The sequence below is a fragment of the Pseudomonas putida genome (genome assembly GCF_026625125.1).
Classification (GTDB): Bacteria; Pseudomonadota; Gammaproteobacteria; order Pseudomonadales; family Pseudomonadaceae; genus Aquipseudomonas; species Aquipseudomonas putida_X.
The window spans coordinates 4,493,382-4,516,843 of the sequence record NZ_CP113097.1; the positions used below are offsets into that span (position 1 = coordinate 4,493,382).

23 protein-coding genes, 1 tRNA gene and 1 pseudogene are annotated in these 23,462 nt (G+C 60.4%); 13 read left to right on the top strand and 12 right to left on the bottom strand.

Going from position 1 to position 23,462, the window contains the following annotated elements:
- Nucleotides 1–88: 88 nt before the first annotated feature.
- Nucleotides 89–991, bottom strand: coding sequence for a LysR substrate-binding domain-containing protein (locus tag OSW16_RS20645; protein ID WP_267818094.1), 903 nt, complete (start codon nucleotides 989–991; stop codon nucleotides 89–91).
- Nucleotides 992–1,084: 93 nt separating this feature from the next.
- Here OSW16_RS20645 and OSW16_RS20650 point away from each other — a divergent pair, with 93 nt between their 5' ends.
- The 9 genes from OSW16_RS20650 to OSW16_RS20690 all read left to right on the top strand — a co-directional run bounded on the left by OSW16_RS20650 (nucleotide 1,085) and on the right by OSW16_RS20690 (nucleotide 10,754).
- Nucleotides 1,085–2,179, top strand: coding sequence for a tartrate dehydrogenase (locus OSW16_RS20650; RefSeq protein ID WP_267818096.1), 1,095 nt, complete (start codon nucleotides 1,085–1,087; stop codon nucleotides 2,177–2,179).
- A gap of 221 nt (nucleotides 2,180–2,400) precedes the next feature.
- Nucleotides 2,401–3,456 (top strand): ABC transporter substrate-binding protein, encoded by a 1,056-nt coding sequence (locus OSW16_RS20655; RefSeq protein WP_267818099.1) that lies wholly within the window; start codon nucleotides 2,401–2,403, stop codon nucleotides 3,454–3,456.
- Between the two features lie 62 nt (nucleotides 3,457–3,518).
- A complete protein-coding gene (locus tag OSW16_RS20660) occupies nucleotides 3,519–4,385 on the top strand; it encodes an ABC transporter permease (RefSeq protein WP_267818101.1) in 867 nt (288 codons plus the stop codon).
- 1 nt (nucleotide 4,386) lies between these two features.
- Nucleotides 4,387–5,178: an ABC transporter permease gene (locus OSW16_RS20665; RefSeq protein ID WP_267818103.1), complete on the top strand. Its 792-nt coding sequence runs from the start codon at nucleotides 4,387–4,389 to the stop codon at nucleotides 5,176–5,178.
- A 156-nt stretch (nucleotides 5,179–5,334) separates the two neighbouring features.
- The gene (locus OSW16_RS20670) at nucleotides 5,335–6,795 is read left to right on the top strand and encodes an NAD-dependent succinate-semialdehyde dehydrogenase (RefSeq protein ID WP_267818105.1); all 1,461 of its coding nucleotides are present in this window, start codon (nucleotides 5,335–5,337) and stop codon (nucleotides 6,793–6,795) included.
- A gap of 117 nt (nucleotides 6,796–6,912) precedes the next feature.
- A complete protein-coding gene (locus OSW16_RS20675) occupies nucleotides 6,913–7,995 on the top strand; it encodes an ABC transporter ATP-binding protein (protein WP_267818107.1) in 1,083 nt (360 codons plus the stop codon).
- A gap of 175 nt (nucleotides 7,996–8,170) precedes the next feature.
- The gene (gabT, locus tag OSW16_RS20680) at nucleotides 8,171–9,463 is read left to right on the top strand and encodes a 4-aminobutyrate--2-oxoglutarate transaminase (protein WP_267818109.1); all 1,293 of its coding nucleotides are present in this window, start codon (nucleotides 8,171–8,173) and stop codon (nucleotides 9,461–9,463) included.
- Nucleotides 9,464–9,542: 79 nt separating this feature from the next.
- Nucleotides 9,543–10,223, top strand: coding sequence for a hypothetical protein (locus OSW16_RS20685; protein WP_267818111.1), 681 nt, complete (start codon nucleotides 9,543–9,545; stop codon nucleotides 10,221–10,223).
- 39 nt (nucleotides 10,224–10,262) lie between these two features.
- A complete protein-coding gene (locus OSW16_RS20690) occupies nucleotides 10,263–10,754 on the top strand; it encodes an Lrp/AsnC family transcriptional regulator (RefSeq protein ID WP_267818113.1) in 492 nt (163 codons plus the stop codon).
- A 130-nt stretch (nucleotides 10,755–10,884) separates the two neighbouring features.
- Here the strand turns inward: OSW16_RS20690 and OSW16_RS20695 are convergent, their stop codons facing one another.
- From OSW16_RS20695 to OSW16_RS20705, 3 genes are read right to left on the bottom strand one after another with little or no spacing between them, the layout of a single operon-like run.
- Nucleotides 10,885–11,523, bottom strand: a complete 639-nt coding sequence (locus OSW16_RS20695) for a cupin domain-containing protein (RefSeq protein WP_267818115.1) — start codon at nucleotides 11,521–11,523, stop codon at nucleotides 10,885–10,887.
- A gap of 12 nt (nucleotides 11,524–11,535) precedes the next feature.
- Complete coding sequence (locus tag OSW16_RS20700; RefSeq protein ID WP_267818117.1) at nucleotides 11,536–12,819, bottom strand: NAD(P)/FAD-dependent oxidoreductase; 1,284 nt, start codon at nucleotides 12,817–12,819, stop codon at nucleotides 11,536–11,538.
- A gap of 56 nt (nucleotides 12,820–12,875) precedes the next feature.
- Entirely contained in the window at nucleotides 12,876–13,580 is a 705-nt protein-coding gene (locus tag OSW16_RS20705) for an HAD-IA family hydrolase (RefSeq protein WP_267818119.1), read from the bottom strand.
- A 183-nt stretch (nucleotides 13,581–13,763) separates the two neighbouring features.
- Here OSW16_RS20705 and OSW16_RS20710 point away from each other — a divergent pair, with 183 nt between their 5' ends.
- The 4 genes and pseudogenes from OSW16_RS20710 to OSW16_RS20725 all read left to right on the top strand — a co-directional run bounded on the left by OSW16_RS20710 (nucleotide 13,764) and on the right by OSW16_RS20725 (nucleotide 16,726).
- Nucleotides 13,764–14,690 carry a 2-hydroxyacid dehydrogenase gene (locus OSW16_RS20710; RefSeq protein ID WP_267818121.1) on the top strand — a complete coding sequence of 309 codons (927 nt, stop codon included), beginning with the start codon at nucleotides 13,764–13,766 and terminating at the stop codon, nucleotides 14,688–14,690.
- Between the two features lie 483 nt (nucleotides 14,691–15,173).
- Nucleotides 15,174–15,446: a GNAT family N-acetyltransferase gene (locus tag OSW16_RS27190; protein ID WP_372490504.1), complete on the top strand. Its 273-nt coding sequence runs from the start codon at nucleotides 15,174–15,176 to the stop codon at nucleotides 15,444–15,446.
- A 137-nt stretch (nucleotides 15,447–15,583) separates the two neighbouring features.
- Nucleotides 15,584–16,364 (top strand): annotated as a pseudogene (locus OSW16_RS20720) (hypothetical protein); the annotation flags it as partial.
- Complete coding sequence (locus OSW16_RS20725; RefSeq protein ID WP_267818125.1) at nucleotides 16,361–16,726, top strand: hypothetical protein; 366 nt, start codon at nucleotides 16,361–16,363, stop codon at nucleotides 16,724–16,726. The pseudogene OSW16_RS20720 and the gene OSW16_RS20725, both read left to right, overlap by 4 nt.
- Nucleotides 16,727–17,623: 897 nt before the next feature.
- Here OSW16_RS20725 and OSW16_RS20730 read toward each other — a convergent pair.
- From OSW16_RS20730 to tolR, 8 genes are all read right to left on the bottom strand, one after another.
- Nucleotides 17,624–17,699 (bottom strand) — tRNA-Lys (locus tag OSW16_RS20730).
- A gap of 61 nt (nucleotides 17,700–17,760) precedes the next feature.
- Nucleotides 17,761–18,435, bottom strand: a complete 675-nt coding sequence (queC, locus tag OSW16_RS20735; RefSeq protein ID WP_267818127.1) for a 7-cyano-7-deazaguanine synthase QueC — start codon at nucleotides 18,433–18,435, stop codon at nucleotides 17,761–17,763.
- A 16-nt stretch (nucleotides 18,436–18,451) separates the two neighbouring features.
- Complete coding sequence (gene queE, locus OSW16_RS20740; protein ID WP_267818129.1) at nucleotides 18,452–19,099, bottom strand: 7-carboxy-7-deazaguanine synthase QueE; 648 nt, start codon at nucleotides 19,097–19,099, stop codon at nucleotides 18,452–18,454.
- A gap of 159 nt (nucleotides 19,100–19,258) precedes the next feature.
- The gene (gene ybgF / locus OSW16_RS20745) at nucleotides 19,259–20,074 is read right to left on the bottom strand and encodes a tol-pal system protein YbgF (RefSeq protein WP_241805975.1); all 816 of its coding nucleotides are present in this window, start codon (nucleotides 20,072–20,074) and stop codon (nucleotides 19,259–19,261) included.
- Nucleotides 20,075–20,080: 6 nt separating this feature from the next.
- The gene (pal, locus tag OSW16_RS20750) at nucleotides 20,081–20,578 is read right to left on the bottom strand and encodes a peptidoglycan-associated lipoprotein Pal (RefSeq protein WP_023381906.1); all 498 of its coding nucleotides are present in this window, start codon (nucleotides 20,576–20,578) and stop codon (nucleotides 20,081–20,083) included.
- Nucleotides 20,579–20,632: 54 nt separating this feature from the next.
- Nucleotides 20,633–21,904 carry a Tol-Pal system beta propeller repeat protein TolB gene (tolB, locus tag OSW16_RS20755; RefSeq protein ID WP_267824068.1) on the bottom strand — a complete coding sequence of 424 codons (1,272 nt, stop codon included), beginning with the start codon at nucleotides 21,902–21,904 and terminating at the stop codon, nucleotides 20,633–20,635.
- Nucleotides 21,905–21,930: 26 nt separating this feature from the next.
- On the bottom strand, nucleotides 21,931–23,007 hold the full coding sequence (gene tolA / locus OSW16_RS20760) for a cell envelope integrity protein TolA (protein WP_241805974.1): 1,077 nt from the start codon (nucleotides 23,005–23,007) through the stop codon (nucleotides 21,931–21,933).
- Nucleotides 23,007–23,459: a protein TolR gene (tolR, locus tag OSW16_RS20765; RefSeq protein WP_012315816.1), complete on the bottom strand. Its 453-nt coding sequence runs from the start codon at nucleotides 23,457–23,459 to the stop codon at nucleotides 23,007–23,009. The genes tolA and tolR overlap by 1 nt, the downstream gene beginning before the upstream one ends.
- Nucleotides 23,460–23,462: the final 3 nt, after the last annotated feature.

Below are 23,462 nucleotides of genomic sequence, written 5' to 3' on the forward strand. Positions count from 1 at the left end.
CCAGGTGGGCCAGCGGTTCGCGGCAACGTGCGCGCAATTCACGCGCACTTTCGTCCGCTGGGGGTCACTTGACGTTGTCTGCAGCCTCTTAACTACAACGGCCCCTGAAGTACTCACTGAGAAACTCCACCGTTACTTTCACCTTCGCCGAATTGAGCAACGGTGATGTGTATACGGCCCAGATATCCGCAGCCTGCCGATACTCACCGAGCACCTGCACCAACCGTTCTGATAGCAAGTCATCTTTGATGTCCCACCTCGAACGCAGCAATATCCCACGGCCATCCAGGCACCACTGCCGAGCGATTTCACCGTTGTTGGTCGACAAGCTGCCGGTCACCTTCACCGTCTCCGGGCCTCGGGGGCCCGTCAGGTTCCATACGCCAAAGGGGTGGTCGCGCTCCTTGATCACCAGGCAATCGTGGTGCCCGAGATCCGCCAGCGAAGCAGGTGTGCCATGGGCACGCAGGTACTGCGGGCTGGCGCACAACACGCGATGATTCTGCGCCAGCGGCTTGGCGATGACATGGGGGGCAAGGTCGTTACCCACCCGGATGTCCAGGTCCACGCCCTCCTCCACCAAGTCGACCAAGCGGTCGTGAACATCGAGGCGAATATCCAGGCCCGGGTAGCGCGCGCTCAACTCCGCCAATGCCGGCGCCACCATCCGCCGCCCGAGGCCGGCGCTACTCACTACCTTCAGCAAGCCCTTGGGCTCGCCGTGAAGGGCATCGATCTCATCACCCAGTTGGCTGACCTGATACAGCAGTTGCTGCGCCCAGCGGCTGACCCGCTCCCCCTCGTCGGTCAGCGTCACACTGCGGGTGGAGCGGTGCAACAGGCGCAGGTTCAGGTCTTGCTCTAGTGCCCGAATACGCTTGCTGACGAACGCGGGTGACATCCCCAGTTCGTCTGCGACGCCGGTGAAGCTGGACCGACGCGCGACCAGCAGGAATACCTCAAGGTCGTGCAAGTTAGGTAGATTGTTCACGATTCAGAAACCAAGTTTCAACGTAGGAGCTGATTTTGTCCGAAATGAATAAGATTAGCCTAGGGCTTCCTTCATCGAACAGAGCCCCTGCCCATGATCACGCACCCTTTTCGCATTGCCGCCATCCCTGGTGACGGTATTGGCCTCGAAGTCCTGCCTGAGGGCATTCGTGTGCTGGAAACCGCGGCGCACAAGCACGGTCTGGCGTTGCAGTTCGACACGTTCGAATGGGCCAGCTGCGACTACTACCTGCAACATGGCAAGATGATGCCCGACGACTGGGCCGAGCAACTCAAGCACTACGACGCCATCTACTTCGGCGCAGTAGGCTGGCCTGACAAGGTGCCTGACCATGTCTCCCTGTGGGGGTCGCTGCTCAAGTTCCGTCGCGAGTTCGACCAGTACGTGAACATCCGCCCGGTGCGGCTCTTCCCGGGCGTGCCGTGCGCCCTGGCCAACCGCAAGGTCGGCGACATCGACTTCGTGGTGGTGCGGGAAAATACCGAAGGCGAGTATTCGTCCATCGGCGGCATCATGTTCGAGAACACTGAAAACGAATTCGTCATCCAAGAGTCGATCTTCACCCGCCGTGGCGTCGACCGCATCCTCAAGTACGCCTTCGACCTCGCCGAAAAGCGCGAGCGCAAACATGTCACCTCGGCCACCAAGTCCAACGGCATGGCCATCAGCATGCCCTACTGGGACAAGCGCACCGAAGCGATGGCGGCTCACTACCCGCAGGTCACCTGGGACAAGCAGCATATCGACATTCTCTGCGCCCGGTTCGTCCTGCAGCCCGAGCGCTTCGATGTAGTGGTGGCGTCCAACCTGTTCGGCGACATCCTGTCGGACCTGGGGCCGGCCTGTGCGGGCACCATTGGCATCGCACCGTCGGCCAACCTGAACCCCGAGCGCACCTTCCCATCCCTGTTCGAGCCGGTGCATGGTTCTGCGCCAGACATCTTTGGCAAGAACATCGCCAACCCGATCGCAATGATCTGGTCCGGGGCCATGATGCTGGAGTTTCTGGGCCAAGGCGATGAGCGTTACCAGCGCGCCCACGACGACATGCTCCAGGCCATCGAACGCGTGATCGCCGAGGGTTCGGTCACACCTGACATGGGGGGTTCACTCTCCACCCAGCAGGTGGGCGCCGCCATCAGTGACACCCTGGCCCGGCTGGATTGAGCACTGTTCGCGTTGAAACCGGCATATCTGGGGCCTCTGCGCAGGATATGCCGTCAACCCCTCGGTTTTTGCAATAAAGCACTTTTGCAGCGCCCATTTGTGCGCCCTTGCGCCTGGGACCTGCCGGTACATTAGACCGAGGGGTCATCCACTCAGCGGCCCAACAAGACCGCCCCTGCTCGCCTCCTGCACCTGCCCACATCCGAATGGGAGTTATGCACATGACAATATCCACACTACGCACCCTGCAAGTTTCCACCCTCGCCTTGCTGATCGGCAGCGCATCGCTTGCCCAGGCTGAAGATTCGATCACCTTCGTCTCACAGGGCGGCGCCTATCAGGAAGCACAAAGCAAGGCGATCCTGGAGCCTGCGGCCAAGAAGTTGGGCCTGACCCTGAAGCAGGACAGCTCGCCCAAGGCCTACCCGATCATCAAGACCCAAGTGCAAAGTGGCAATGTGAGCTGGGACGTGGTCGACCTCCCCACCGGCGACTGTATCCGCGGTGAAGAGGAAGGCCTGTTCGAAAAGCTCGACCTCGCCATGATCCCAAATGCCGCGCAACTGCCCGCAGCCCTCAAGGATGACTACAGCGTCGGCTACATCAGCTATTCCACCGTGCTGGCCTACCGCACCGATGCCTTCGACAAGGACAACGCGCCGAAAACCTGGGCCGACTTCTGGAACACCGACAAGTACCCGGGCGAACGCTCGCTGCGCAACCTGCCACGCCCTACCCTGGAGATCGCCCTGCTGGCTGACGGCGTGGCACCCGACAAGCTTTACCCGCTGGACGTCGACCGCGCATTCAAGAAGCTCGAACAGATCAAACCCCACATCGCCACCTGGTGGACCTCCGGCGGGCAATCGGCGCAGCTGATCAGCGACGGCGAAGTCGACATGATCCAGGCCTGGAACGGCCGTATCAGCGCCGTGCAAGCAGACGGTGCACCGGTGAAGTTCACCTACGACCAGGGCATCCTCGAAACCAATTCCTTGTGCGTGCTCAAAGGCACCAAGCACCGTGATGCCGCGATGAAGTTCGTCAACGAATTGATCGATGCCCGCCTGCAGGCCGCTTTGCCGATGATCATCGACTACGGCCCGCTGAACCCCAAGGCCTTCGAAACCGGCGTCATCCCGGCCAAGCGTGCTGAAGAACTGCCCTCCTCACCCGGCAACATGCAACGCCAGGCCCTGCTGTCGGCCCAGTGGTGGGCATCGGACGCTGGAATCAAGGCTGAAGAACGCTGGTTGTCGTTCGTGCAGAAGCAGTAATCGGAGGCGACATGACACAGGCTTATCTCACACACTCGATACCCGACTCAGGGGCAGCCCCCATGACCACGCCCGAGGCACTGCAGCGTGAAGAGCGCAAAGAGCACGCCAGCATGTTGCTTTTGCTGCTGCCGGCGTTGCTGATGGTTGCGGTGTTGCTGATCCTGCCCCTGGGCTGGCTGGCCATGCAGTCGGTGCAGGGTGATGATGGCTTCACCCTGGCCAATTATCTGCGCATCTTCGAGGAGCGCATCTACTGGGACACTTTCGCCCTGACCTTCAAGATCAGCCTGATCGTCACCGTGCTGTCGATCCTGCTGGGCTTCCCCATCGCCTACGCCGCGGCGCGCCTGCAGGGGCTGTGGGGCAACTTGATTCTGGTCTGCGTCATCATCCCCTTCTGGACCAGCGTACTGGTGCGTTCCTACGCCTGGTTGGTGCTGCTGCAGCGGCGCGGCCTGGTCAACCAGACCCTGCTCGACCTGGGCCTGATCGACAGGCCACTGAACCTGATGCACAACACCACCGGCACGGTGATCGGTACCTTGCATGTGATGCTGCCGTTCATGGTACTGCCGCTGTACGCAGTCATGCGCAAGATCCCCCAGGACCTGTTGCAAGCTTCCAGCAGCCTCGGTGCTTCGCCGTTCTATTCGTTCCGCCGGGTGTTCCTGCCCATGGCTGCCCCCGGCGTCATGGCAGGCTCGATCCTGGTGTTCGTGATCTGCCTGGGCTTCTTCATCACACCCGAGTTGCTGGGTGGCGGGCGCACCATCCTGGTGTCGATGCTGGTGCAACGCAACGTCGAGCTGTACCACGCGTGGGGCGCTGCCAGTGCTGTAGGCCTGGTCCTTCTGTTGGTGGTGTTCCTGATCTTCTGGGGCATCAACCGCTTCATCCCGATCGAACGTGTTCTGGGAGCGCGCTGACATGAAAGCCTTGTTTTCCAACCTGCGCATCTCGAACGTTGTGTTCGGGCTGCTGGTGGCGATGATCCTCGCCTACCTGATCGTGCCAGTGCTTATCGTGGTGCCGATGTCGTTCTCCGAAGCACGCTTTCTGCAGTTTCCGCCCAAGGAGTGGTCGCTGAACTGGTATGCGGCGTTCTTCCAGAGCATCGAGTGGATGAGCGCCGCCAAGGTCAGCCTGATCACTGCCCTGGCCACGACCTTGATCTCGCTGCCCATGGGCATGGCCGCCGCCTATGCGATCAACAATTCGTCGCTCAAGATCATCCGCACCCTGCAGATCATTCTGCTGTTGCCGATGATGGTGCCGATCATCCTGATCGCAGCTGGGGTGTTTTTCGTTTACGCCCGGGTCGGCCTGGTCAGCTCGCTGACCGGCCTGGTGCTGGCGCATATCATGCTGGCGCTGCCCTACGTGATCATTGCCTTGCTGGCAGGCCTGCGCAATTTCGACATGTCCCAGGAAATGGTGGCGCGTAGCCTGGGCATGAACCGCTTTCGCGCATTCATGGCGGTGACCCTGCCACAGATCAAACCCAGCGTGGTATCGGCCACCTTGTTCGCCTTCATCACCTCGCTGGATGAAACCGTGGTGGCGCTGTTCATCTCGGGCGGCGACAACCAGACCATCACCAAGCGCATGTTCACGGCACTGCGTGACGAAATCGACCCGACCATCGCGGCCATCAGCTCCATGCTGATCCTCGCCTCCCTGCTGCTGGTGGTCATCGCCGGGCGCAACAAACAGGCCTGACCCCCTGCCGCTTCGCCTCGAGCGTAGCGGCAGGTCCTGCTGTCACCTCACTCAATTCGGCATCTCTGGCTGCCCGCCCGGGCCAACTTGGCATCGGGCGCTGGCGCCGGCTTCTTACACTTTGCCTATCACGGCAACCGAGCTACAGGTAACCCTATGTTGAAAGCCCAATTACGTGACCCGTCTCTACTGATGGAGAAATCCTACGCCAATGGTGCGTGGATCGACGCCGACGATGGCGCCACCCTGGCTGTCGTCAACCCGGCCAATGGTCAGACGCTGGCCCATGTTCCGGCGCTTGGGGCCAGCGAAACCCGCCGCGTCATCGCCGCCGCCGAAGCCAGCTTCCAGGCCTGGCGCGACGTGCCGCCGGCGGAGCGGGCCCGTTTGCTGGAAGCCTGGCACCAGGCAATTCTGGCCAACCAGGACGACCTGGCGGTGATCATGAGTGCCGAGCAAGGCAAGCCACTGGCCGAAGCCAAAGGCGAAATCGGCTACGGCGCCAGCTTCGTCAAATGGTTTGCCGAGGAAGCCCGGCGTATCTACGGCGACACCATCCCCGCGCCCAGCAGCGACCGGCGCATCTTGGTGCTCAAGCAACCGGTCGGGGTGGTGGCCGCCATCACCCCGTGGAACTTCCCCAATGCCATGATTACGCGCAAGTGCGCCCCGGCCCTGGCGGCGGGCTGCACCATCGTGGTCAAGCCCTCCGAGCTGACGCCACTGTCGGCGCTGGCGCTGGCAGCGCTGGCAGAGCGTGTGGGCATTCCCGCCGGGGTATTCAATGTGCTGACCGGGCTGCCCGCTGGCGTCGGCAGCGAGCTGACCGCCAACCCCAGTGTGCGCAAGCTGTCGTTCACCGGCTCGACCAAGGTCGGCCAACTGCTGATGAGCCAGTGCGCGGCCACCATCAAGCGGCTGAGCCTTGAACTGGGTGGCAACGCGCCCTTCATCGTGTTCGACGATGCTGACATTGAACTGGCGATCCAGGGCGTGATGCAGAGCAAGTTCCGCAATGCCGGGCAAACGTGTGTGTGCGCCAACCGCATTCTGGTGCAGGACGGCATTTATGACCGGTTCGCCGAACGCCTCAGCGCCGAGGTGGCCAAGCTCAAGGTCGGCGATGCCTTCACCCCCGGGGTCACCCTCGGCCCGTTGATCAACACTGCCGCCGTTGACAAGGTACGCCGGCACATCGACGACGCCGTGGCCAAGGGCGCCTCGGTGATCGCCGGTGGCCTGCCTCAAGGCGATGGCCTGTTCGTGCAGCCGACCGTGTTGCGCGACGCCAGCCCCGACATGCTCCTGGCCAGCGAAGAGACCTTTGGCCCGGTGGCGCCGCTGTTCCGCTTCACTGAAGAGTCCGAGGCGCTGGAAATCGCCAACGCCACGCCTTATGGCCTGGGCGCCTACTACTTTACCCAAGACATGCGCCGTGCCTGGCGCGTCGGCGAGCGCCTGGAGTTCGGCATGGTCGGCCTGAACACCGGGGTCATCTCCATGGAAGTGGCGCCATTCGGCGGGATGAAACAGTCGGGTACCGGCCGCGAGGGCTCCAAGTACGGGCTGGACGAATTCCTGGAGATCAAAGCCTGGCACATGGGTGGCCTGGGCTGAGCCCGACTCAGCAGATCTGACTTTTGAACCGGAGCAAAACAGCACGAACCGGGTGGCCGGCTGTGCTCAGATGAACACAGCCCGCTAGCCCAGTTGCCCAGTGCAGGAGAATTCGCGATGCATTTCACTGATGGTTTCGAATCGGTCACCGTTCACCAGGTAAGCAAGCACTACGGCAACCTCAAGGCGCTGGATCAGGTCGACCTGAAGGTCGAGGCCGGGGAATTCATGTCGTTGCTGGGGCCTTCCGGCTCGGGCAAGACCACGCTGCTGAGTATCCTTGGCGGCTTTTTGCGGGTGAGTTCGGGCAGCATCTCGTTTGGCGAGCGTGACGTCACATTGATGCCCCCCAATAAGCGTGACATCGGTGTGGTATTCCAGAACTACGCCTTGTTCCCGCACATGACCGTGGGGCAGAACGTTGCGTTTCCCTTGCGCGCCCGCGGCATCAGTGCCAGCAACAGCCGCGAGCAGGTAGCCAAGGCCCTGGCCACGGTGGAACTGGCCGGCTATGAAGACCGCGCGATCAGCGCCCTGTCGGGCGGCCAGCGCCAGCGCGTGGCCCTGGCCCGGGCAATCGTCTTCGAACCCAAGTTGATCCTGATGGACGAGCCATTGTCTGCGCTGGACAAGCAACTGCGCGAAACCATGCAGATCGAGCTGCGTGCCCTGCATAAACGCTTGGGGGCAACCATGATCTACGTGACCCACGACCAGCGCGAAGCCCTGACCATGAGCGACCGCATCGCAATCATGCGTGGCGGCAAACTGGTGCAGGTGGACACCCCGCGCAGGCTTCACGACCACCCGTCCAATGACTTCGTCGCCAGCTTCATCGGTGAAAGCACGCTGGTGCCCCTGCAACGCAGCGCTACAGGCCTTAGCCTGGGCGCGACCCCGCTGCGCACCAGCCGTGAGGTCCCGGCCAGTGGTGCGCTGTTCCTGGCCCTGCAATCGGAAAAACTGCTGCTGGACAACGGCAGCGCAGGGCCGGAATGGAACCGCTTGCACGGCCGGGTTTCGGACATCGTCTTTCAGGGTGAGAGCCTGAAGGTGTTCGTCGACCTCGATGATGGGCCGACCATCAGCCTGCGTCAGCCCAGCCATCATGAAGGCAACCTGAGCCTGCCGCAGGTCGGCGCGCCCCTGTGGATGCGTCTGCACCCGCAAGACACCATCGTGGTGCCCCAGGCGAGTTGAGTGAGCCTGGCGTGGTCCTCGCCATCCAGCCAGGACCACCGACCAGCTTAATATTTCGTAACCCCCCTGCAAAACAACCGATCTCACCACCGCCTCCCCCAACTTCAGCGCTTGTCACCCCGGCCAGTCTTTATCCTGAAATCTCCCCACTCCCTGACTTGCCCCGGAGATCACCATGAATCCACCTTTGAGCGAAAACCAACGCCTGCTTGCCTGGCGCGAAGAGAACGTGCCACGCGGCATCGCCACCGCCCATCCGCTGGTGGCAGCGCGTGCCAGCGGTGCCGAACTGTGGGATGTCGACGGGCGTCGCTACCTGGACTTCGTTGGCGGCATCGGCGTACTCAACACCGGGCACAACCACCCCAGGGTGGTGGAGGCGGTGCAACGCCAGGTTCAGCAGCTTTCACACGCCAGCTTCCAGGTGGTTGCATACGAGCCCTATATCGCCGTCGCCGCACGCCTGAACGCGTTGGTGGGCAACGGTGAGCGTTACAAGACGGCACTGTTCACTTCCGGTGCCGAAGCCGTAGAAAACGCCATCAAGATCGCCCGTGGCCACACTAACCGCCCTGCAGTCATTTCCTTCACCGGCGGCTTCCACGGCCGCACCCTGCTGGGCGTGACGCTGACCGGCATGAGCCAACCCTACAAGCAGAACTTCGGCCCCTTCCCGGCCGAGATCTACCATGCCACCTACCCCAACCCCTATCGCGGCATCGACAGTGATGAAGCCCTGGCGCGCCTCGATGAACTGTTCGCCACCGATGTTGCGCCAGACCGGGTCGCGGCCATTCTGATCGAACCCGTTCAAGGTGACGGCGGTTTTATCGCCGCACCCAAAGCATTCCTGCAAGGGCTGCGCGAGCGCTGCGATCACCACGGCATCGTATTGATCCTTGACGAGATCCAGGCCGGTTTCGGCCGCACGGGCAAGATGTTCGGTTTCCAGCACGCCGGCATCCAGCCTGACCTGGTCACTGTTGCCAAGAGCCTGGCCGGTGGTCTGCCGCTGTCGGGTGTGGTGGGCCGTGCAGCGATCATGGACGCCCCTGCACCTGGTGGGCTGGGCGGCACCTACGGCGGCAACGGTGTGGCCTGCGCGGCCGCACTCGCGGTGCTGGACCTGTTTGAAAGCCAGGACCTGCTGGCACAGGGCGAAGCCTTGGCGCAGCAACTGCACCGAGGGTTGCTGGCCTTGCAACAGGCACACCCGCGTATTGGCGAGGTGCGCGGCCTGGGCTTCATGCAAGCGATCGAGATGGTTGCCGGGGATGCTGCCAACAGCCCGGACGCGGCCTTGGCGCAACGCGTGATCGATGAGGCCCGGCATGCCGGCCTGCTGGTAATAAAGTGTGGCGTGCACCGCAACGTAGTGCGCTTCCTGGCGCCACTGGTCACTACCCCGGCGCAGCTGGCCGAGGCCTTGCAGATGCTTGGCCAGGCACTGGATGCCGCGGGTGCCTGATGAATCGCCCAGGGCCGCTGACGCGGCCCTGGGTATAGCCCCGGACGGACCCGCTGAACCACCACAGGAGTCAATACCCATGAAAATCACGCATTACCAGGCACTGGGCTTGTCGTATGCCACCCTGGTCGACCGCGAACGGGGCATTCTCGAAGGCCTGCGCCCCCTTGCGGCGCAATCTGCCCAGCGGCTCAACGACCAACAGTTACTCGCCGCTTATCGTCAGCTGACACTGCAACTGGCGCGCCAGGCCAACAGCCCGGCCGCCTTGCACGGGCAATTGTACCAACGCCTGGCGCAGCAATTGCTTGTTGTTCCGGACTGGGATGCAAGTGTGGCGTTTGGTAGCGCTGCAGCGCAGTGGCCGATCTACGAGGACGCTCCTGGCGCCTTGCAGTACCTGAGCAAGTTCTATCGCCTGGTGCTCATCGCCCCCCGGCACGGCATCGATATCGAAAGCCTGACCCGGCGCTTGCCGGTGGCCTTCGATGCTGTCGTTGAACCGGCTGACGACGACTGGCGGCCGGCCTTGGCACAGGCTCTGCAGGAGATTGAAGTACAACGGATGGGCATGCTGCCCGTTCGCAGCAGTGAACCGGACGACCCTTGGAACAGCTTGGTCGACTTCCCGATCTGTACCCTGCGGCGCGCACAGTCCACCCCCTGGAACCTCACGCATTCGGCACTCGACGCCAAACGTTGTGAATACGCAAGCCTGGCCGACATGGCCCATGCCCACCAATGGGCACTGAGGGCCTGAAGCAGGCAGACCGGCGCGCAATCAACTGAGGACTCAACGATGGACGCGGCAACCAAACTTGATCGCATCGACATCAACATTCTTGTCCAGTTGCAAAAGGACGGGCGGATGACGAACGTCAGCCTCGCCGAAGCCGTGGGGCTCTCCCCCAGCCCCTGCCTGCAGCGCGTCAAACGCCTGGAGGCAGCGGGTTATATCAGTGGCTACGAAGCCCACGTGAACCTGGCCAAGTTCGCCAACTCGGTAACCGTGTTCACAGAAGTTACCCTGCAGGACCACAAGCGTGCGGATTTCGTGAAGTTCGAATCGAGTATCCGCAACATCGATGAGGTGCTGGAGTGTCATCTGATCAGTGGGGGCTACGACTACCTGGTGCGCTTCCTGTGCAGCAGCATCCAGCATTACCAGGAACTGATGGAATCGATTTTGGAGAAGGACATCGGCATCGAGAAATACTTCAGCTACATCGTGATCAAGTCGCCCGTGGTCAAGAGCACCGTGCCAGTGCGTAGCCTGGTCAAAGCCGTATGATCATCGAAGCGCAGTAGAAATGCTCGCTGGGGGCTGGTGGGCTCGGTAACTATCTGCGTGAGCCCAACCGGGTTTTTAAATCTGACCGTTTTCCGACGTGTCTGGATAAGGCGATGAGGCAGCCTTCGGCCTAGCCGTAAATGCAATAGACCTTGCGCACCAGCACTTCACTGGCCCAGGCGTTGGTGGCTCCGGCCGGCACGACTACCGTTTCACCCGCTGCAATGGTGTGTTGGGTGCCATTACTCTCCGTCAGCGTGATCTGGCCATCGATGATGTGCATCAGCTCGCTGTAACCCGGCTCCACCTGCCGCCGTTGGTACGGCTCGCACGCCCAAACACCAATGCGTAACGCGCCCTGCTCGAACACCGCCTGGCTCCAGGCGCGTGGCGTGGGGCTGAGCAGTACGTCGGCGGACGGCGGATTGCAGGATTGCAAGCGACCATCGAGTGCCAACTTGAGCGGCTGGCCATGGCTGGCCGCCCCCTTCACACCCGGAATGCGAATGAACCAATAACGCAGCGCGCCTTGCGCCTGCCAGTCGAGCGCCACGCCCTGGGGCACCACAAAGCAGTCACCTGCGTTTAGCTGCAACACGAAACCCTCCCCGCTCAGCTTCAGTTCGCCCTCTTCGAGCATCCCCAGCAGCACAGCATCCAATGCTGCGCAACGAAGCGCCTGCGCGCCTTCGCCACGGCCCACCTCGTAACCTGGCCCATACTGATGGCTGATCGGATCGGTTGGACGGTAATGCAGAACCTGCGCCATGAAAGCTCCTGGTCAATGGCCAATGGCATCGAGAAACTGCTGCCAGCCGGCGGCCAGGCGCACACCCGGCGCTCGGAAGGCATGCAAGGGGATCGGGTTGAGACGCTCGCCAGCCAGAAGACGCAAGTCAAGCGGACGACCTGCGGTAAGCTCGGCCAGGCGGGCGCCCATATAGGTCGACATGGCGACACCACCCCCGTTGTAACCGATGGCATAGAAACGCCGCTCATCCAACTTACCGGCATGGGGCAAGCCGTCCAGGGTCATGTCTACCAAACCCGACCAGCGATAAGCGATCGGCTGGCCAGACAACTGCGGGAAGATCTCCGCCATGTTCTCCTCCAGCGCCTTGTAGGCAGCATTGCTGCCATCCTTGCCGAATGCCCCGCGCCCGCCGAAGATCAGGCGGTCACCAATCACTCGGAACCAGCGCAGCATGCGCTTGGTATCCCCGCACACTTGGCCGCCGGGCAGGAGGCTGGCCAGCACTGCGCTCGGCAGTGGCTCGGTGGCGATGATCGCACTGCAAAACGGCACGATACGCCGGTGCAAACTGGCGGTGACGGGGGTCAGGTCGGAGTAGGCATTGGTGGCGTACACCAGTTGCTGGGCGTGCACGCGCCCTTGGGCAGTCTCAACCACTACGCCATCGGCGCGGCACTCCACACGCTGGGCCGGGCTGTCGATGAACACCTGAACCCCGCGCCCGTGCAAGTGGCGTGCGATACCACGGGCAAAATTGAGCGGGTGCAGCCCCCCGGCCTTGGGGGTCAACATGCCTCCCCTGAAGCGCTGGGAACCCGTCATCTGCGCGACTTCCTCGGCATCCAGCATTACCGAGCTGCGAGTGCCGGTTTCCTGCCGTATCCATTGCGACGTCGCCTGCAGGCCAGCGAGCGCCTTATCGTTGTGCGCCGCCGCAATGTGACCATTGAGTGTCAGCTTGGCCTCGCTCAAGCCCAGGGTATCGACGGTCTCTATCACACTGTCTACCGCCTCATAGCCGGTGCGATACAGGTGCAGTGCGGTGTCACGATCGAAACGTTGCATCACGCTCTGGAAGCTGACGCGAAACTTCGGCGACACCACGCCGCCATTACGTCCGCTGGCACCGGAGGCCAGGCTGTTGGCCTCCAGCACCACCGGTTCACGGCCACTGTCGGCGATGTGGCGGGCGGCGCTGAGGCCGGTATAGCCGCCACCGATAATGACCACGTCGCACCTGCGATCGCCTTGCAGCGACGAGAGCGGCACGTCGGGCTCGGCAGTGGCGGCCCATAGAGACTGGATATTCATGAGGCACTCGTCCGCAATGTCATGACACCGGGGCCGCAATGCGGCCCCATTCCAATTCAGCCCAGTTCCTTCTCCACCGCATCGGCCAATTGCGCCAGTGAGGTGAAGTGGTAGTGGGGCTCGGTGCGCTCGGACTCCAGCGTTCCGCCGGTACCCTTCTGCGCATGGCGGCGCTCGATCCAGCACACCTGGTAACCCAAACGCTTGGCCACACCGATATCGTGGTACTGGCTTTGCGCAACATGCAGGATTTGCTCGAAGACGATGCCCTGGGTAGCCAGAACGCCCCGGGTGTAAGCGAAGAACTGCGGGTCGGGCTTTTCGAAGCGCACATCGTCCACGGTGACCCGCACATCGAAAGGCTCACCCAGGGTACGGGCCATGTGGTTGAGCGCCCAGATGCGTGAGTTGGTGGTGGCGACCAGCTTGAAGTGCTTACGCAGGCGTTGCAGGGCCTCTACCGAATCGGGGAATGCCGGGAAATTCTCTACCGACAGCGCAAGGCCCCGCGCATATTCGGCGCTGTCGGGGAGGTTGAGCTTGGCAGCGATGCGGTGGTAGCAACGCTCCAGGTCGTCAGGCCACCAGCCCGCATCCGACTCCGCGCGGGCTTCACGGTAGGCCTTGAGGATTTCGTCGTCGGTGTAGGGCTTCGCGGCCTCGGCGACCACGCCACGGATATGATTGAGGATGCCAGCCTCGAAATCGATCAGGGTACCGACAACATCGAAGGTCAAGGCTTTGAATGACGTGAAGGACATGGGGCGCTCCGCTGGGGTGAGTGACGGTGTGCAAACAGTATCGGCGCCATCACCTGCGCCAATGTTCCGTTTTCACCGTTCGAGGCAGGCATAACCTGCTGAATTTCCCCTGGCGCCCAGACGAATGTTGCGTGCACCTCTGACATGCTTGAGGCCCCTCCAGCTACCCAGGAAGCGAGCACCATGACACTGCTCTTCAAAGTCGACCCAGACCGAGGCCGGGCCTGGAAAGCCCTGTTCGCCGAACACGCGCCGGATATCGAAGTGCGGCTCTGGCCGGAGGTCGGCGAACCCACGGATATCCGCTACCTTGCCACGTGGCAACCCCCGGAAGGTATCGCCGAGCGTTTTCCCAACCTTGAGGTGCTGTTCGCGACGTCGGCAGGCGTCGATCAATTCGACACCACTGCACTGCCATCGAGCGTACAGATCGTGCGGATGCTTGATCCCGGTATCGTCGAGGGCATCGTCGAGTACGCGACGATGGCGGTACTGGCACTGCACCGAGACTTGCCGCGTTATCTTCAACAGCAGCGCGAGGGGCGATGGCATGTGCAGCAAAATGTGCCAGCCCGGCAGCGCAGCGTTGGCGTGATGGGGCTGGGTAATCTGGGCCAGGCGGTACTGCGCCGGTTACAAGGTTTTGGCTTTGCCTTGCGGGGATGGTCGCGCACATTGAAACAGTTGGAGGGGGTAGCTTGCCATGCAGGTGACGCTGGCTTAGCGGACTTTCTCGACGGTTGTGAAATTCTGATCTGCCTGCTTCCGCTTACCCCACACACCACCGCGATCCTCGATGCCGACCTGTTCGCCGCCCTGCCGCGGGGCGCCAGCATTATCAACCTCGGACGCGGTGCTCACCTGGTAGAGCAAGACTTGATCCAGGCACTGGACAGCGGTCACCTGCGCCAAGCGATCGTGGATGTGCTGGTCCATGAGCCACCGCAGGCGGAACATAAACTCATGCAACATCCCAATGTGTGGGTGACTCCGCACATTGGTGCAGTGACCCACCCAGAATCAGCATTCTGGGTATTGCTGGACAACCTGCGCAACTACCAGCATGGGCAACCGATGCTTGGGGAAGTAGCCCCGGGAAGGGGGTACTGACGGTGCTTACTGTGGAGCAATCTGCAACTTCAGTGCATCGGTGGTACGCCGTGATGCCTCTGCACTGACTTGCTCGGCCAACAGCCGACTCACATGGCGCAGTTGTTGCGGCGTGACTCCAGTATTGATCGCAATGCCAATAGGGGCCTGGAGCTGAGGCGCCCCCCTCCAGCGCCGAAAGATAATGCACCGCTTTATCCAGCTGTGTCTTGCTAATGCGGCTTGCTACGTAGCAAGCATTTGAAATTTATCCGGTGTTGCCGCATAAATGGACGCACCTATGTCATTACTCTTGAGAGTCCTTGTAGGACGGTGGCGCGGATGACCTCATATTCATGTTTACTGGAACTGCCGTCAGTGCAGACTTACCAAGCACTACGGAGGGGCTCCGGCCTTAGCGGCAAGACGGATGAAGCCTCTGAACGAGGCCTGCCCAATACGCTCTTCGCCGTTCAGATCCTTTATGGGACGGTACCCGTGGGAATGGGGCGCGTAATCGGTGACGGAGGATGCTTCTTCCAAGTTGTGGATATAGCCGTCCTTCCCGCGCATCAAGGCAAAGGCTTAGGAAAACGAATCATGGCTGAAGTTATTAAATACATTCAAGCCAACGTCCCTGAAAGTGGGTACGTCAGCCTTATTGCGGATGGCCAAGCACAAGACCTTTACGCACAGTTTGGTTTCATTCACACGGCACCACGTTCTGTAGGTATGGCTTACAGTTTCCCACCTAAGCCTACCGGTCTCACAGCTTGATGCGATGAACACAGGCTGGCGGTGACAAAGCATTGCGCCAGTTACAGGTATTCCTGGACGATACAGGCCCGGAATGCGTTGGTGAAAGGGCTTCCGCGACGTATGAAATGCTGAAGCCAAGAGCAATCCCGTCCGCTCTCATGGCCAAGGCTGCTCAGGTGCACGCTGGCTTGCTTACAAGTGGGGTGGACGCGGATGATTTTTTCCTGGAGCACTTCGACTTGCTGCAAAGCGTTCTTGCCAACGCTTCAATGGGAGTTGGTGCAGTCGGTGACGGCTGGAGCAGGCATCTGCAAAATATCAAGGACACACTTGAGGAGATCGAGAAATTACATCGCGATTACCTCGGCTCTGGCACCTTGAGTGCCCGCGACGCGTTTTATACCAAGCGCACCGCTTTGTTCATGAAGCTCGAAAAGCAGTTGGGAAACTTCGCCGCGTACGGTTCAGGGTTACGTAACCAAGGAAAGGTCAAGCAGGCATTTGGCATCTCGACCCGCAGCTACCTCCATACAGGCGAGATCGCCGGCTATGCCGATAAGGTATCTGGTGTTGCCAAAGCGTCGAATCTGGTCAAGAAAGGCACGTATATCGGTACTGCGCTGGATGTGGCTGCCACAGGCTTGTCGATTCATAAAGCCTGCACAATGGGCCGGGAGGAGCAGTGCCGCCGCGCCAAATATGTTGAAAGCTCGGCGTTGATAGGTGGCCTGGGAGGCGGCAGCCTCGGGGGGGGCTGCGGGAGGTATGGCAGGGACTGGTGTTTGTGTAGTCGTCCTGGGGATTAGTACAGGCGGCCCAGGAGCGCTGGCTTGTGCTGTAATAGGCGGTGCAGTAGGCGGTAAAATCGCCGGTGACTTCGGGAGCGAGAGAGGCGAAAAGGTGGGTGAATTTTTATATCGTGAGGTATCGGAGTGAGTGGAGTTGACCCTGGATTGATTGCGCTGTTGATCCTTGCGCCCATAATTCTGTTGATGATCGTGCTGTGTTACATCGCACATAAGCACACTGAGTACTTTGAGTCGTTTCTTCCGAACTGTACGTACGTGACCGGCAATAAAAAAATATTCCAGCATGCAGGCTTACTGGGCAAAGTCATGCGCACGGGGTCGATCTCTCTGGTGCTGGCGATACCGACAATCTTTTTGCGCAGAGGCTTAATTGACTTAAATGAAGTCAAACGTTTCCCGCCCAACATGAAACGATTACTGGTAAGCATGTTAGCCATCCAAATCGTACTGCTCATTGCGCTTACCATTTCCCATAATGCAGATCGCTGAAAATAATTGACTGGCATTATCGGGACGATGGCCAGATAGATGGCCTCGTCCCAGCTGGCCAACTCCAATCATTTTAAGTCCTAGTTAGAAGTGTACAAAATTGCTTGTAGATGAGCTGACTATACTTTTAAGGCGTCGTTCGTGATACCTCTGGTGGTAAGGACTGATCTTCGCCCCCATCTCCCCTGCCCCTCCCAGCTGTCTAATGTCCACACAAACAACCAGCAAAAATTGCCGCGCGCTTCGGGGAGCCCCTTGCTCAAGAACGCTGCGTCGAGCAGTAAGGGGCGCTGCAAGCACCGCATGCCCAGATCAAACCTCATAGCGAAAACACTGCATATCCAAATAACTATTTCCTGGCGCGATCTTCGGGCTGCGGTTGCTATCGTTTATTGAAGCGAAGCCACACGGCGAAAAAACGCCTCGACGTGATCTCGCTGAACGCAAGACCATGTGAGTCGTGACATGACTGGTCTCTCCCCTGTGCAAGCTCCCAGAAGATTGTTTCGACCCTACCGCGTTGATGGACATGGTACCATCTGCCAACGTTGTCTGGTCGCATAGGTGGAGTTGAAACCTCAGCTATAACTGCTGCATTTTTGAATGCATGCCGGAGTCGGTAGAACCGATAGTCGCCGAAAAACGATGACCCGCATCAGCTATGAAGCTGTTTTGCATAGGATTAATGCTTGACCCATGCGGGCAGGCAGGATGTGAGCAAAACAATGTGCCTAGTCAGGCTGGACCAACGAAAAAGCCCGCAAACCAATGAAGGTTGCGGGCTTTATCATATTTACGTCACGGTGAAGCGCGCCTGTTGCTCGCTCCATTCGGTTGAAAGACTAGAAAGCTGGCTGATACAAGCCCCTCTCCAGCACTCACGAACCGCTTTGCATATGGTGGGTCGTGTAGGATTCGAACCTACGACCAATTGGTTAAAAGCCAACTGCTCTACCAACTGAGCTAACGACCCGTTGGATGGCGCGTATAATACTGATTTCTAACGAGAAATCAACACCCCATCAAAACTTTTTTCAAAAATAACGGGTTGGGTCGTCTACACCGGCAGCCTTGAAGCCATCGGCGCGCAGGCGACAGCTGTCGCACTTGCCACAGGCACGCCCGTCATCGTCGGCCTGGTAGCAGGACACTGTCAGGCTGTAGTCCACACCACGGGCCATACCGGCCTGTACGATCTGCGCCTTGCTCATGTTCTGCAGAGGCGCCTGAATACGGAAGCCCTGCCCCTCGACACCGGCCTTGGTAGCGAGGTTGGCCATGCGCTCGAACGCTTCGACGAACTCAGGTCGGCAATCGGGGTAGCCCGAGTAGTCCACGGCATTGACACCGATGAAGATGTCGCGCGCCTGCAGCACTTCTGCCCAGCCCAGGGCCAAGGACAGGAACACGGTATTGCGCGCCGGCACGTAGGTCACCGGAATGCCCTCACCCGGGGTTTCCGGTACATCGATGCTGCTGTCGGTCAGCGCCGAACCACCTATGCCATCGAGGTTCAAGCCGATGACTTTGTGCTCGACCACGCCAAGGTCACTGGCGACCCGCGCAGCAGCGTTCAATTCAGCCCGATGGCGCTGGCCATAATCGAAACTCATGGTGTAGCAGCTGTAGCCTTCGGCTTTGGCCATGGCGACGACAGTGGCCGAGTCCAGGCCGCCGGACAGCAGGATTACTGCGCGTTTCTCAGTCATGTGCTTTTGCTCCTAATCAACGTCCGGGTTCGTCGTTCCACAGCAGCTTGTGCAGCTGCAGCTGGAAACGCACGGGCAGGTTGTCGGCAACAATCCAGTCGGCCAGATCACTGGCCTTCACCTGGTGATGGCTTGGCGAAAACAGCACCTCGCCGGCTCGCTCGGCGAGGTTGTACTGAATCAGCTTGGACACCGCCCAGTCATAGTCTTCGCGCGAGCAGATGACGAACTTGACCTGGTCATTGCGGGTCAGGTGCTCGATGTTTTCGTAGAGGTTGCGGTGGGACTCTTCGGAGCCCGGGGTCTTGAGGTCCACCACGCGGCTGACGCGCACATCGGTAGCCGAGATGTCCAGGGCACCACTGGTTTCCAGCGAAACCTCATAGCCCGCATCGCACAGACGCTGCAGCAGCGGCAGGGCATTTGGCTGAGCCAGGGGTTCGCCGCCCGTTACGCAGACGTAACGTGGCTTGAAGCCGGCCACCTGCTCCATGATCGAATCGAGGCTACGCACAGTACCGCCACTGAACGCGTAGGCACTGTCGCAATATTGACAGCGCAGGGGGCAACCGGTCAGGCGCACGAATACCGTGGGCAGCCCAGCCGTGCGTGTTTCACCCTGCAAAGAGTAAAAGATTTCGGTGATGCGTAATGTGTCTTGCATGATCGCCACGGGCGTGACAGCTAAACAGGCTGTCCGCCTCCGTCAGGCACTGTCGCGGACTCGACATGGCGTTATCCGCAGCAGCGTGTTTAAGAAAAAGGGCGCTGATTCTAACGAAAAAACCCGCGACTGGCGCGGGTTTCTTTTGAACGGTGTTACTTAGAGCTTCTGCAGGTCACGCTGCGCCAGCTGTGCGGCGGAGGTGCCGGGGTACTGGGTAATGACTTGCTGCAGGATGCCCTTGACCTTGTCGGTATGGCCCATGCGGCGCTCGACGTCGGCCAGCTTGTACAGGGAGTCCGGTACCTTGCTGTGCTTGGGATACTTCTGGCTGACCTGGGCAAAAGCCTGGCTGGCACTTTGCAGGTCACCCTTGGCCAGGTTCACCTCACCCAACCAGTACTGGGCGTTGCCTGCGTACTGGCTGTTCGGGTACTTGCGCAGGAAGGCGGCGAACGCCTGGCTGGCCTTGTCGAAGTCCTTCTGCTTGATCAGGTCGAAAGCCGCATCGTAATAGAGCTTTTCTTTCGCCGGATCACCCGGCTCGCTGTTGGCGGCCGGCTGCTGTGCAGCAGCGCCAGCGGCGCCTGCTGCTGCACCGGCGGCGGCATCGGGTGCACCACCGGTGGAGGAATTATCGGGGGTCGCGGCAGGCGCGCCACCACTGTTGATGCGGCGGTCCAGATCCTGGTAACGCTCCAGGCTTTCCTGCTTCATGCGGGCGACATCGTTTTGCAGCTCTTCGATGATGCCTTGCTGGCGGGATATCTGGTCCTGCATCTGTTGCAGCTGCATGAACAGCTGGCCCTGTGCTGAGGCAGGGGTCGAAGCCCCTGCCCCGGCATAGGCGCCGCTCGTGCCATAACCCGAAGGTGGGTAAGCACCTGCGTTGTCATCTACTACAGGAACCGCAGCCCACGCCGAAAGCGGAAGGCTGAGTGCGAGGACGGTCACAGCACGACGGCACATACGCATAAGAACTTACTTACGCAGTTCTACGCGGCGGTTCTGAGCCCAGGACTGCTCGTCGTTGCCGGTGGCAACTGGACGCTCTTCGCCGTAGGAAACCAGTTCCAGCTGAGCAGGGGAAACGCCCTGCAGAACCAGGTAGCGCTGAACGGCCTTGGCACGACGCTCGCCCAGAGCCATGTTGTACTCGCGAGTACCGCGCTCGTCGGTGTTGCCTTCCAGAACAACGCGGTTGCCGTTGGCCTTCAGGTCCTTGGCGTGAACGTCCAGAGCGCGCATGGCTTCTGGCTTCAGGTCCGAGCTGTCGTATTCGAAGTAGAAGGTGGTGATTGCGCGCAGGGCGGCTTCTTCGCTCAGGGAACCGTCAACAGCGCCAGTGTTGGCACCGTAGCCAGCGTTAGGATCGACAGCGCCTTCGCCAGCGTTGTCACCGCCCTTCGAGGAGCAACCTACAGCTACAGCCATGGCCAGAGCCAGCGCAGCAAATTTACCAAACTTCAGCATTTCCATCGTGAAACTCCTAATGAAACCCCAGTGTGTTAAGCAAAACGTATTACGCCGCAATCAGTTCAGGTAAGGGGACCAGGACGGTTCTCTGACTTCGCCTTGAGCGGTAGGAAGTGGGAGCCTCACGCGGCCATTAAGCGACACGAGCATCAAGACTCCCCGGCCCTGCTGGCGGGTGGCGTAGATTAGCATGGTGCCGTTTGGCGCAACAGTGGGAGACTCATCAAGACTTGTTTCCGAGAGAATCTTTACACTTCCTCTTTGCAAGTCTTGCGCCGCCACTTTGAAGTTGGTGAAACCCTGCTGACGATGGATCATTACCAACGTCTTTTCATCCGCCGAAAGCTTCGGGTTGGCGTTGTAGTTACCAACGAACGTCACACGCTCGGCGCTGCCGCCACTGACCGACTGTTTGTAGATCTGCGGCTTGCCGCCACGGTCGGAGGTGAAATACAGGGTGTTGCCATCCTTGCCCCAGAACGGCTCGGTATTGATACCTGGGCCGGCAGTGACACGGCTGATCTGGCGCGAAGCCACGTTCATCACGTAGATGTCCGGGTTACCGTCCTTGGACAGCACGAACGCCAGGCGCGAACCATCCGGCGACCAGGCAGGCGCGCCGTTGAGGCCTTCGAAGTTGGTCACCTGTTCACGACGGCCTGTGTCGATGTGCTGGATGAAAATGCGCGGACGCTTCTGCTCGAACGAGACATAGGCGATACGCTTGCCGTCCGGGGCGAAACGCGGCGACAGGATAGGCTCACGCGACTGCAGCAACGTCACTGCACGCGCACCGTCGTAGTCCGAACGCTGCAGGGTGTAGCGGGTATTGTTGGTCGAGAAGCGCTCGGCGGTCACGTACAGCATGCGGGTGGAAAACGCACCCTTGATACCGGTGAGCTTCTCGAACGACTGGTCGGCAATGTAGTGCGACATGTCGCGCAGCTGGTCGACGCTGCCGGCAACGCTGCCGGTCAGCACTTGCTGCTCGGTGGCGACGTTGAACAGCGCGTACTGCACCTGCAGGCGGCCGCCCGACGGTACGATGCTGCCGACCATCACGTACTGGGCGCCCAGGGCTTTCCAGTCACGGAAGATCACTTCGCTGGCCTGGGTAGGCTGGCTGATCATGTTCTGCCGCGGGATGGGCGCGTAGTAGCCGGAGTTGCGCAGGTCATTACCAATGATATCGGCCATGTCTTCCGGCAGCACACTGCCACCCTGCAGACCGAACGGCACTACCGCGATAGGCGTTGCCCGATCGCTGCCGCTGGTGACCAGGATGTTCTTTTCCTCTGCCATGGCCATGCCTGCCACGCAGCACAGCATGACCAGCAGTCCTCGAAGGAGTTTAATCACAACGCTAGATCCTCAGGTGTAAATGTCATCTTGAACGAACGATACGGATTGAACTCGTTCGGCTTCAAGCCCTGCATTTCGGTCAGACGACCGATGTTCTTGACCGCTGCCACCGCCGAACTGTCGAACGGGCCGTCACCACTGGAGCGCGATACGCTGACATTGGTGATGGTGCCATCGGGCAGCATGTTGATCTGCAGGACTACCGTCATGCCCTTGCGCGCTGAAGGGGGACGCGCCCAACCTTCGGCCGCTCGCATGCGGATCAGGTCGTCGAAATCGCCGGCCACCTGGTCGCCCTGCTCGTCGGCCAGCGCCTGCTGCCGCTCGGTGGAATCAGACAACAGCTCGGCCAGGGCCTGGGCTTTCTTGTCTTCTGCCGCCTTGCGGGCCGCTTCCTGTGCCTTTTTCTTCTGGGCATCTGCAGCGGCCTTTTTCTTGGCCTCTTCAGCTGCCTTCTTCTTCGCTTCCTCAGCCGCCGCTTTTTTCTTGGCGTCCTCGGCTGCTTTCTTCTTGGCCTCCTCGGCTGCCTTCTTCTTGGCATCCTCGGCGGCTTGTTTCTTCGCCTCTTCGGCAGCCTGCTTCTTGGCCTCTTCCTCAGCCTTTTTCTTGGCGATGTCGGCCTGCTGCTTTTCAGCGGCCTTTTTCGCCTCGTCGGCCTTTTTGGCTTCGGCGGCTTTCTTGGCTTCGGCGGCCTTGGCAGCGTCTTCTGCCTTCTTCGCCTCAGCAGCTTCGCGAGCCTCTTCGGCCTTTTGAGCGGCATCGGCTTTCTTTTGTTCCGCGGCCTTCACGGCTTCCTGCTCGACCTTCTTCTGTTCCAGCTGCTCGACTTCGGTCTGACGCGCGGCGGTTTTCTTCGCTTCCCCGGCAATCTTCTGATTGGTCTGGGTGGTCGCCTGGCTCTTGGACTTGAGCTGATACAGCGTAGCCTGAACGATCGGCTTGGAAGGCGGCAATTCTGGCGTCATGGCAAAACTGACGAACAGCAATGCGAACACAAGCACATGCAGGCCGATGGCCCAGACACTGGGCCAGAAGTAGCTTTCCGAGGCGGATGGCTCTCGCTGTTGCATCAGGGCGCCTCGGTAATCAGGCCAACGTTACCGACACCGGCCTTCTGCAACCCGCCCATGGCACCCATGACCGCGCCGTAGTCGACAGCCTTGTCGCCACGAATGAAGACCTGGGTCTGCTTGCCCTGGTCGCGACCGGCGGCAATGATCTTGGTCACTGCACTGGTCATTTCGGGCAAGGTCATGGCCTTGTCCATCTGCTTGTCGGTATCGACTTCGCTGCCCAGGTTCCAGTAATACGTCTTGTCGGCTTTGATGGAGATGGTCAGGATCTGGACATTGTTGTCCTGCGGCAAGGCTTCGCTGGAAACCTTGGGCAGGTCGACCTTCACGCCCTGATTGAGCATGGGAGCCGTCACCATGAAGATGACCAGCAGCACCAGCATCACGTCGATGTAGGGCACCACGTTCATCTCGGCGACCGGCTTGCGTTTGTGGCGAACTCGGGCCATGGG